General features: G+C 73.9%; 7 protein-coding genes and 1 pseudogene. 1 reads left to right on the forward strand and 7 read right to left on the reverse strand.

Annotated features, from left to right (window positions below; translation table 11 throughout):
* Positions 1 to 104: 104 nt before the first annotated feature.
* The gene (locus ACQ86L_RS03450) at positions 105 to 1,328 is read left to right on the forward strand and encodes an MFS transporter (protein ID WP_434317700.1); all 1,224 of its coding nucleotides are present in this window, start codon (positions 105 to 107) and stop codon (positions 1,326 to 1,328) included.
* A gap of 34 nt (positions 1,329 to 1,362) precedes the next feature.
* Here the strand turns inward: ACQ86L_RS03450 and rpe are convergent, their stop codons facing one another.
* The 7 genes and pseudogenes from rpe to rpoZ all read right to left on the reverse strand — a co-directional run bounded on the left by rpe (position 1,363) and on the right by rpoZ (position 9,446).
* Positions 1,363 to 2,022, reverse strand: a complete 660-nt coding sequence (rpe, locus tag ACQ86L_RS03455) for a ribulose-phosphate 3-epimerase (RefSeq protein ID WP_434317701.1) — start codon at positions 2,020 to 2,022, stop codon at positions 1,363 to 1,365.
* Between the two features lie 9 nt (positions 2,023 to 2,031).
* Entirely contained in the window at positions 2,032 to 3,474 is a 1,443-nt protein-coding gene (locus ACQ86L_RS03460; protein ID WP_434317702.1) for an RsmB/NOP family class I SAM-dependent RNA methyltransferase, read from the reverse strand.
* A pseudogene (gene fmt / locus ACQ86L_RS03465) lies at positions 3,471 to 4,378 on the reverse strand (methionyl-tRNA formyltransferase). The gene ACQ86L_RS03460 and the pseudogene fmt overlap by 4 nt, the downstream one beginning before the upstream one ends.
* A 156-nt stretch (positions 4,379 to 4,534) precedes the next feature.
* Complete coding sequence (locus tag ACQ86L_RS03470) at positions 4,535 to 6,538, reverse strand: primosomal protein N' (RefSeq protein WP_434317703.1); 2,004 nt, start codon at positions 6,536 to 6,538, stop codon at positions 4,535 to 4,537.
* A 2-nt stretch (positions 6,539 to 6,540) separates the two neighbouring features.
* The gene (gene metK / locus ACQ86L_RS03475) at positions 6,541 to 7,734 is read right to left on the reverse strand and encodes a methionine adenosyltransferase (RefSeq protein WP_434317704.1); all 1,194 of its coding nucleotides are present in this window, start codon (positions 7,732 to 7,734) and stop codon (positions 6,541 to 6,543) included.
* Positions 7,735 to 7,793: 59 nt separating this feature from the next.
* Positions 7,794 to 9,077, reverse strand: a complete 1,284-nt coding sequence (locus ACQ86L_RS03480; protein ID WP_434318976.1) for a bifunctional phosphopantothenoylcysteine decarboxylase/phosphopantothenate synthase — start codon at positions 9,075 to 9,077, stop codon at positions 7,794 to 7,796.
* A 108-nt stretch (positions 9,078 to 9,185) separates the two neighbouring features.
* On the reverse strand, positions 9,186 to 9,446 hold the full coding sequence (rpoZ, locus tag ACQ86L_RS03485; RefSeq protein WP_185277257.1) for a DNA-directed RNA polymerase subunit omega: 261 nt from the start codon (positions 9,444 to 9,446) through the stop codon (positions 9,186 to 9,188).
* Between the last annotated feature and the right edge of the window lie 55 nt (positions 9,447 to 9,501).

Genomic DNA, 9,501 nt, shown 5'->3' on the forward strand with positions numbered 1-9,501 from the left:
CGGGTCGGTCCGCGTGACGACTCCGGCGCCCGCGGTGCGCGCGACCGATGTGCTAATGTCAACGGGTTTCCGCTGACATATTCCATCTCGATGAGGAGATCCCCATGGTTTCGACCACCTCCCCGCCCTCCGGCCGCGCCGGGTTCTGGCCCCTGCTGCTGTGCTGGGTGATCGTCGCGCTCGACGGCTTCGACCTGGTGGTGCTCGGCACCGTCATCCCCACCCTGCTGCACACGAAGGACCTCGGATTCGACCCGGCCGCGGCCACGGCGGTCGCCACGGCCGGGCTCGTCGGCGTCGGCGTCGGCGCGCTCACCGTCGGCCCGCTGGCCGACCGCTACGGCAGGAGGCTGTGCCTGCTGCTCTGCGTGACGGTGTTCTCGCTGCTCACCCTCGCCATCGTGATCGCGCCGAACGTGTTCGTGTTCGGGCTGCTCCGGGTGCTCGCCGGCCTGGCGCTGGGCGCGTGCCTTCCGGTGGCCATCGCCTACGTCACCGATCTGATGCCGAGCGAGCGGGCGGGCAAGGCGACGACCCTCACGATGACCGGCTACCATGCCGGCGCCGTCCTCACCGCGCTCCTCGCCATCGCCGTCATCCCGGAGTGGCGCGTGCTGTTCGTGATCGGCGGCGTCGCCGGGCTGATCACGGTCCCGCTGATCCGGCTCGCCCTGCCCGAGGCCCGCAGGGAGCGCACGGCCGCCCCGCGGCCGACGGTCCGCCGGCTGGTCGAGCGGCGCTACGTCACGATCAGCATCGGCGTCTGGGTGGCGTCGTTCATGGGACTGCTGCTGGTCTACGGGCTCAACACCTGGCTGCCGCAGCTCATGCGCGACGCCGGCTACGGCTCCACCGACTCGCTCGGGCTGCTGCTCACGCTGAACGCGGGCGCGGTCACCGGCCTGGTCGTGGCGGGCATCGTGGCGGACAAGGCCGGCACCAAGCGGGTGGCGGTGACCTGGTTCGCGATCGCTGCCGCGCTGCTGGCGGTCCTCAGCGTGCGGATGGACGACGTGACGATGCTCTACGCGGCGGTGTTCGTCACGGGCGTGTTCGTGTTCTCGGCGCAGGTGCTGGTCTACGCGTTCATCACCCAGCTCTACCCGCCGGAGATCCGCGGCACCGCGCTCGGCTTCGCCGCGGGCATCGGCCGGCTCGGCGCGATCCTCGGCCCGGCGGTGACCGGGACGCTCGTCACGCTCGGCCTGGCCTACCCCGGCGGGTTCTACGTGTTCGCCGCGACGGCGTTGCTCGGCGCGGCCGCACTGTCGGTCATCCCCGCCCGGGCTCCCGCCCCGGCGACGGAGGCCGCACCGGTCCAGGGCTGACGGTCCAGGGCCGACCCGGTCGGCGGCGCCGCCCTCAGTGGGTGTGCGCCGCCACCGCGGCCCGCAGGCCCGCGATCCGTTCGGCCGGCTCGCCGCGGAAGACGCTCGACCCGGCCACGAACGTGTCGGCCCCGTTCTCCGCCGCGGTCACGATGGTCTCCTCGGTGATCCCGCCGTCCACCTGCAGCCAGACGTCGAGGCCGCGCGCCTCCACCGCCTCCCGGAGCGACCGCAGCTTGGGCATCGTCTCGACCATGAACGACTGGCCGCCGAACCCGGGCTCCACGGTCATCACCAGCACCTGATCGAATTCCGGCAGCAGGTCCAGGTAGCCCTCGGCGGAGGTGCCGGGCTTGAGCGCGATCCCGGCGCGGGCCCCGATCGCGCGCAGGCGCCGCGCGAGCGCGACCGGATCGGCGGCGGCCTCGGCGTGGAAGGTCACCGAGTACGCGCCGAGCTCGGCGTAGCCGGGGGCCCAGCGGTCGGGGTCGTCGATCATCAGGTGCACGTCGAGCGGGATCGGGCTGACGTCCTGGATGCGGCCCACCATCTGCGGGCCGAACGTGAGGTTCGGCACGAAGTGGTTGTCCATGACGTCCACGTGCACCAGGTCGGCCGTGGCGATGGTGCCGAGGTCCCGCTCCAGGTTCACGAAGTCGGCCGCCAGGATGCTGGGGTTGATACGCGTCGCCATTCCTCCAGCCTAGGGTGCGGAGGCGTCGCCGCCCGTCTTCTCCAGCACCGCGATGAACATGGCGTCGGTCAGGTGGCGGTGCGGCCAGAGCTGGACGAGGTCGGGGTCGCCGGCGAGGTCCAGCCGCTCCTCGGCGACGGACTGCACGATCTCCGCCGTGCCCACCGGACGCAGCGCGCCGCTGTGCCGGTCGAGGGCGTCGGCGACGATCGCGCGGGTCTCCGCGACGTGCGGCGAGCAGGTGATGTAGGCCAGCAGGCCGCCCGGTTTGAGCGCCGCCACCGCGGAGTCCAGGAGCTGCGTCTGCAGGGCGGTCAGCTCGGCCACGTCGCGCGGGGTCTTGCGCCAGCGGGCCTCCGGGCGGCGACGCAGCGCGCCGAGGCCGGTGCAGGGCGCGTCGAGCAGGATGCGGTCGAACGCCTCCGGCTCCTCCGCGCCGATGCCGACGCCGTCGCGCTCCCAGACCGGCACGTCGAGCGGCACGGCGGCGAGGGCGCGGCGGACCAGCTCGGCCCGGGCGGGCACGACCTCGTTCGCGACCAGGGTCGCGCCGCCCGCGAGCGCCTCGGCCGCGAGCAGCGCCGCCTTGCCTCCCGGGCCGGCGCACAGGTCGAGCCAGCGCTCGCCCGGCTCGATCGGCCGGGCGCGGGTGAGCGCGAGCGCGGCGAGCTGGGAGCCCTCGTCCTGCACGCGGAGCCGGCCCTCCGCCTGGGTGACGAGTCCCTGCGGGTCTCCCCCGCCCGCGGTGAAGCCGACGGGCGAGAACCGGTCGGGGCGTGCGCCCTCCGGCGGGTCGGCGAGGCCGGGCAGGGCGGCCAGGTTGACGCGGGGCGCGGTGTTGTCGGCCTCCAGCAGCGCCTCCAGCTCGTCGCCGCGGCCCTCGGACTCCAGCGCACGGTGGAACGCGCGCACGATCCAGGCCGGATGCGAGCTGAGCGCGGCGTAGCGCTCGTCCTCGTTCTTCGCGTCGGCCAGCACGCGCGCACGCCACTCCTCGGGCGTCGAGCGGCCGATCTCGCGGAGCACGCCGTTGACGAAGCCGGTGCCGGAGCGGCTGCCGACCTGGCGGGCGAGCGCGACGGACTCGTTGACGGCCGCGTGCGACGCCACCCGGGTCGAGAGGAGCTGGTGCGCGCCGAGCCGCAGCACGTCGAGCAGCGGCGGGTCGATCTTGTCGACCGTGCGGCCGGCGGCGCGGGCGATCACCCGGTCGTAGTAGCCCTGCATACGCAAGGTGCCATAGGTCAGCTCGGTGGCGAGCGCGGCGTCGGCGGGCGACAGTCCCGCGCGAGCGATGCGGCCGGGCAGCAGGAGGTTGGCGTAGGCGTCCGACTCGCGGACGGCGGAGATGACGTCGAGCGCGACTTTGCGCGACGGCTGGACGCGGGTGCGCTCGGCGGCGCTGCGGCCGGCCTGGTTGCGGTTGCGGTCGTTGCGGTTGCGGTCGTTCATGCCAGCACCGCCTCCCCGCCGGCGCCGCGCCACCAGTCGGCTGCGTCCATCGCGCGCTTGCCCGCGGGCTGCACGGTGAGGAGTTCGAGCGGGGTCGTCCCCGTGCCCACCTCGATGCGGCCCTCGGTCGCGGCGACCACACCGGCCGGGAGGGACAGCCCGGCGGCCGGACGCGCGGCAAGGATCTTGAACCGCTCGCCGTCGAGGATCGCCCAGGCGCCCGGCTCCGGGGTCACGCCGCGCAGGCGGGCATAGACCTCCTCCACCGGCCGGGTGAGGTCGAGGCGGGCGTCGTCGATGGTGAGCTTCGGCGCGAGCACCGGCTCGCCTGACTGCGGCACTGCCTCGGCGGTGCCGTCGGCCAGGGCGGCGACGGCGTCCACGAGCAGGGGCACGCCCTCCTCGGCCAGGGCGTCGAGCAGCTCGCCCGCCGTCGCGTCGGCCGGGATCGGGCGGCGGAGCTCGGCGAACACGTCGCCGGCGTCCAGCCCGGCGACGAGCTGGAAGACGGCGGCGCCGGTCTCGGCGTCGCCGGCCATGACGGCGCGCTGGACGGGCGCGGCGCCGCGCCAGCGCGGGAGGAGCGAGAAGTGCAGGTTGACCCAGCCGAGGCGGGGGTCGAGAGCAGCGGCTCGCGGACCAGCCCGCCGTAAGCGACGATCACGCCGAGGTCGGCCTCCAGGCGGGCGACCTGGTCGGTGACGCCGTCGTCCAGGCGGTTGGCCTTGATCACCGGGAGGTCGAGGGCTGCGGCGGCGGCGGCGACCGGCGACGGGGTCAGCACGCGCTTGCGGCCGAGCGGCGCGTCCTCGCGGGTGATCACGGCGGCGATGTCGAAGCGCTCGGCGAGGGCGTTCAGGGAGGGGACGGCGACGGCGGGCGTGCCGGCGAAGACGAGTCGCATGTCAAGGTTCTTTCGGTCTGGTCCAGCCCCCGAGTCTACCCGCGCCGCCCTCCACCCACCCTCGCACCCACCCCGCTCCGCCGAGGGGCACGTCGTTGTCACTTCCGGGCGCGAAAAGCGACAACAACGTGCCCCTCGGCGGGGAGGAGAAGGGGGTCAGAGGATCTCGGGGTCGTCGAAGCGGACGCGGAGGGTCGGGGCGGGGCGGTAGCCGGGGCGGCCTCCTGGGGCCCGGCGGCGCTGCGTCGCGTTGCGCACCACGGTCGCGCGCACGGCCGCGGCCACGTCGGCGCCCTTCGCGTACTCGAAGCGCAGGATGGCCCTGACCGTCTTCTCGTCGACCTCCACCGGGCCGAGCACGTCGATCAGCAGGTCCGGGTCGACCGCCTTCAGCACGCTGTCGACAGACTCGGCGGCCCCGGTCACCGAGGCCAGCCGCACGGCGGGCGGGAACCGGAGCTGGCGGCGGTCGGCCAGCTCCTCGCGGGCGAAGTCGACCAGGCGGCCGGTCGCGAAGTCGCGCGCGAGGTCGCCGGAGACGCCCACGAGCACGGTCGGCGCGCCCGCGGCGGCCAGCACCGCGGCGCTCGTCCACCAGCGCAGGCAGTCCTCGGCGACGTGCAGCGTCTCCCTGGCCAGCATCCGCTCGCCGTCGAGCAGCAGCACCGCCTGGTAGCCGCCCTCCGCGATCGGCTCGGCGCCGCGCGTGGCGACCACGAGCGCGGGGGCAGAGCCGACGCGCTGCACCGGGTGGTCGCCGTCCGCAAGGATCACGCGCGTGCCGGGGAAGGCGCGGCCCAGCTCCTCGGCCGTCCGGCCGGAGCCCGGCGTCACCATCCGCAGCTTCGTCTGCTCGCAGCGCGTGCAGTGCCAGTCGGTCGCCAGCGCGCCGCACCAGCCGCAGGACGGCGTCGCTCCCGCCCTGCGCTGCCCGAGCGGCCCGGTGCAGCGGGCGCAGCGCGCGGCCTGACCGCAGTTGGCGCACGACAGCACCGGCAGGTAGCCGGGCCGGGCGACCTGGACGAGCACGGGGCCGCGCGGCCTCCCGCTCTCGCCGCTCAGCGCCTCCCTGGCGGCCCGCCACGCGGACGACGGGATGCGCGCCGCGCGTGCGGCCGGCTCGTCGGCGCTCTGGTTCGCGGTCAGCACGACCTTGCCCGTGTAGGCGCGCTCCGGCCCGAGGTCGCGCAGCCAGCCGAGGTCGACCAGCCGCTGCGCCTCGACGCTGCGGACCAGGCCGCTCAGCACGAGCGCGCCGCCCTCCAGCTCCTGCCGGACCAGCGCGGCGTCGCGGGCGTGCACGTACGGGTTGAGCGGCTCGGCGAACAGCGGGTCGCTGTCCTCCCACACGGCGACGAGGCCGAGCCGGGCGGCGGGGGCGTAGACCACCGAGCGGTTGCCGATGACGATGCGCGGGCCGGAGAGCGCGGCGAGGAACCCCTTGTAGCGTTCCGGATTCGACTGGGAGGCGTCGGCGCGGACCACCGCGGACGCCGGGGCGATCGCGGTCAGCGCGGCCGCGAGCTGCTCCAGGTCGCGGTGGTCGGGCACGGCGACGATGGCGGTGCTGCCCGCGCGCCAGGTCGCGGTCGCGAGCGCGGCCAGCGTGACCGCCCACTCCCCGACCCAGGTGCCGTCCGGGAGCCGGCTCAGCCGCGGGATCGGCCGCAGTGCGATGCGCTCCCCCGCCGCGACCGCGGCCTCCAGCACGCCGGGGCCGTAGCCGCGCACCGGGAACGCCGCGGGCTGCGCCTCGGTCGGCGCATCGGCGGCAGCGCCCGCCTCCCGCGCCGCCAGCCACGCCTTCTCCACCCGCACCATGCGCGGCGGCACGGCGAGCCGGAGGATGTCGCTCGCCGTCCCGGCGCTGCGGTCAGCGAGTTTGCGGGCCAGCCGCCAGACCGGCTCGGTGAGCACCGGCACCGGCGACACCACGGCCTCCAGCGGGCTCAAGGTTCCGGAGAAGGCCTCATCGGGCTCGGCGAGCTCCACCAGGTAGCCGTCGGCCACGCGTCCCGCCGAGCGCAGCGGCACGCGCACGCGCACGCCGGGGACCGCCTGCCCCGCGAGCTCGTCCGGCACGCTGTAGTCGAACAGGTGGTCGAGCTGCGGGAGCGGCGAGTCCAGGACCACCCGGGCGACCGTGGCGGCCGCCGGCACGGCTACAGCCCCGCGGCGGAGCGCAGGTCGTCGACGCGGTCCAGCCGCTCCCAGGTGAAGTCGGGGAGGTCGCGGCCGAAGTGGCCGTAGGTCGCCGTCTGCGCGTAGATCGGCCGGAGCAGGTCGAGATCGCGCACGATCGCGGCCGGGCGCAGGTCGAACACCTCGCGGATGGCGCGGATGATCTGCTCGTCCGAGACGGTGCCGGTGCCGAACGACTCGACGTAGAGGCCGACGGGTGCGGCCTTGCCGATCGCGTACGCGATCTGCACTTCGAGCCGGTCGGCGAGGCCCGCCGCGACGGCGTTCTTCGCGACCCAGCGCATCGCGTATGCGGCCGAGCGGTCGACCTTCGACGGGTCCTTGCCGGAGAACGCGCCGCCGCCGTGCCGGCTGGCGCCGCCGTAGGTGTCGACGATGATCTTGCGCCCGGTGAGCCCGGCGTCGCCCTTCGGGCCGCCGATCTCGAACCGGCCGGTCGGGTTGATGAGCGTGCGGATGTGCTTGGTCTCCAGCCCGGCGGCGTGCATGACCGGGGCGATGACCTCCTCGATCACCTCGGCCTGGAGCTGCTCGCTGGAGACGTGCGGCGCGTGCTGGGTCGAGAGCACGACAGTCTCCACCGTGCGCGGCGTGTGGCCCTCGTAGCCGATCGTGACCTGTGTCTTGCCGTCCGGACGGAGGTAATCGAGGGTGCCGTCCTTGCGCACGGCGGCGAGACGCTCGGCGAGGCGGTGCGCCAGCCAGATCGGCAGCGGCATGTACTGCGGCGTCTCGGTGGTGGCGAAGCCGAACATGATGCCCTGGTCGCCCGCGCCCTGCCGGTCGAGGTCGTCGGTGCTCTGCTCGGTGCGCGACTCGAAGGCGTTGTCGACGCCCTGGGCGATGTCGGGCGACTGCGCGCCGATGGAGACAGAGACACCGCACTGGTTGCCGTCGAAGCTGACGTCGGAGGAGTCGTAGCCGATCTCGACGATCTTCTCGCGTACCAGCGCGGGGATCTCGACGTAGCCCTTGGTCGTCACCTCGCCGGCGACGTGGACGAGTCCGGTGGTGACCAGCGTCTCGACGGCGACGCGGCTCTGCGGATCGACGGCGAGCAGCGCGTCCAGGATGCTGTCGGAGATCTGGTCGCAGATCTTGTCGGGGTGTCCTTCGGTGACCGACTCCGACGTGAAGAGGCGCAGATCTGCCATTGTTCTCCTTGATCGCGGCATGGCGGCACGGCCAGGGATGCCGTGGCCCTGGTCGACGACTAGACGACGACGTCCAAGATACGGTCGGCCACCGACAGCTTGCTCCCCGAGGCCTCCATCACTATATCGCCGCCCCTGCGGAGGACCACGACCTCGTTGCTCTCCGTTGCGAAGCCCTGCTCCCAGCCGACCTGGTTGAGGACGAGGAAGTCGCTGCCCTTGGCGGCGAGCTTGGTCCGGCCCAGCTCGATGAGCGTCGACGGGTCCGGCTCGGTCTCCGCGGCGAAGCCGACGACGACCTGGCCCTCGCGCCTGGCGGCGGAGAGGCCGGCGAGGATGTCCGGGTTGGCGACCAGTTCGAGCGTGAGGGTCTGGCCCGCCTCGGACTTCTTGATCTTGGAGTCGCGCATGACGGCGGGCCGGTAGTCGGCGACCGCGGCGGTCATCACGACCAGGTCCGCGGAGCGAGCCGCCTCGGTGACGGCCTCCTGCAGCTCCAGCGCGGTCTGCACCTGGACCAGCTCGACGCCCTCCGGCGGATCGACCTCCAGGTGCGCGGCGATGAGCACCACCTCGGCGCCTCGCGCCTGGGCCGCCGCGGCGACGGCGACGCCCTGTCGCCCGCTCGACCGGTTGCCGAGGAAGCGCACCGGGTCCAGCGGCTCCCGGGTGCCGCCCGCGGTCACGACGACGCGCTTGCCCGCGAGGTCGACGCCCCCGCGCGGCCGGCGGGAGGCCTCGTTGGCGCGGCGCCGTTCGGAGAGCACCACGACGTCCGCGACCGGCTCCGGCACCGCAGAGACGGCAAGCCGCGGCGAGATGCCGGCGGCGCGCAGAGCGGCGCGCACGATGACCTCCGGCTCCTCCATGCGGCCGGGACCGGAGTCGGCTCCCGTCAGCTGGCCGGAGGCCGGGCCGACCACCGTGACGCCGCGGCTGCGCAGGGTGGCCACATTGGCGACGGTCGCGGGGTTGCGCCACATCTCGGTGTGCATCGCCGGGGCGACGACGAGCGGAGCGGTGGAGGCCAGCACGGTGTTGCCGAGCAGGTCGTCGGCGATGCCCGCGGCGAGCTTCGCCAGCGTGTTCGCCGTCGCCGGGGCGATGACGATCAGGTCGGCGGACTGGCCGATGGCCACGTGCCGCACCTCGGCGACGCCCTCGTAGAGGTCGGTCGCGACGGGGTTACGGCTGATCGCCTCCAGGGTCGGACGGCCGACGAACCGCAGCGCGGCCTCCGTCGCCACCACGTGCACCGAGTGCCCTTCGAGCACCAGCGCGCGGATGACCCCGACGGCCTTATACGCGGCGATGCCGCCGGTCACTCCGACGACGACGGTCAATCGTGGGCTCACGGCGGCATCTCCTCCAGCCAGCGGGACACGGTCCCGGCTGTGGTCGTTCTGTTGCGCTCGGTCGGCGGCTCTCTGTCTGCCGGTGGTGCCGGGAGGTTACTCCGCGGCCAGCGGCTTGATGACGAGCTTGTCCTCGTTGATCTCGTGGAGCGCGACCGAGAGGGGCTTGTCGTCGACGGAGGAGTCGACCAGCGGGCCGACGTTGTCGAACAGGCTGCCCTCGTGCAGGTCGGCGTAGTAGTCGTTGATCTGGCGGGCGCGCTTGGAGGCGAAGATGACCAGCGCGTACTTGGACTCGACGCGGGCCAGGAGGTCGTCGATGGGCGGGTCGATGATGCCGTTGTTGGTGGTCGCCATGTGCGGTAACCCTCTCTGTTGTGCTTCCGCGCCTCGCGGTGTCGAGACGTGGAGA

The sequence above is a fragment of the Leifsonia sp. P73 genome (assembly GCF_051059105.1).
Lineage (GTDB): Bacteria > Actinomycetota > Actinomycetes > Actinomycetales > Microbacteriaceae > Leifsonia.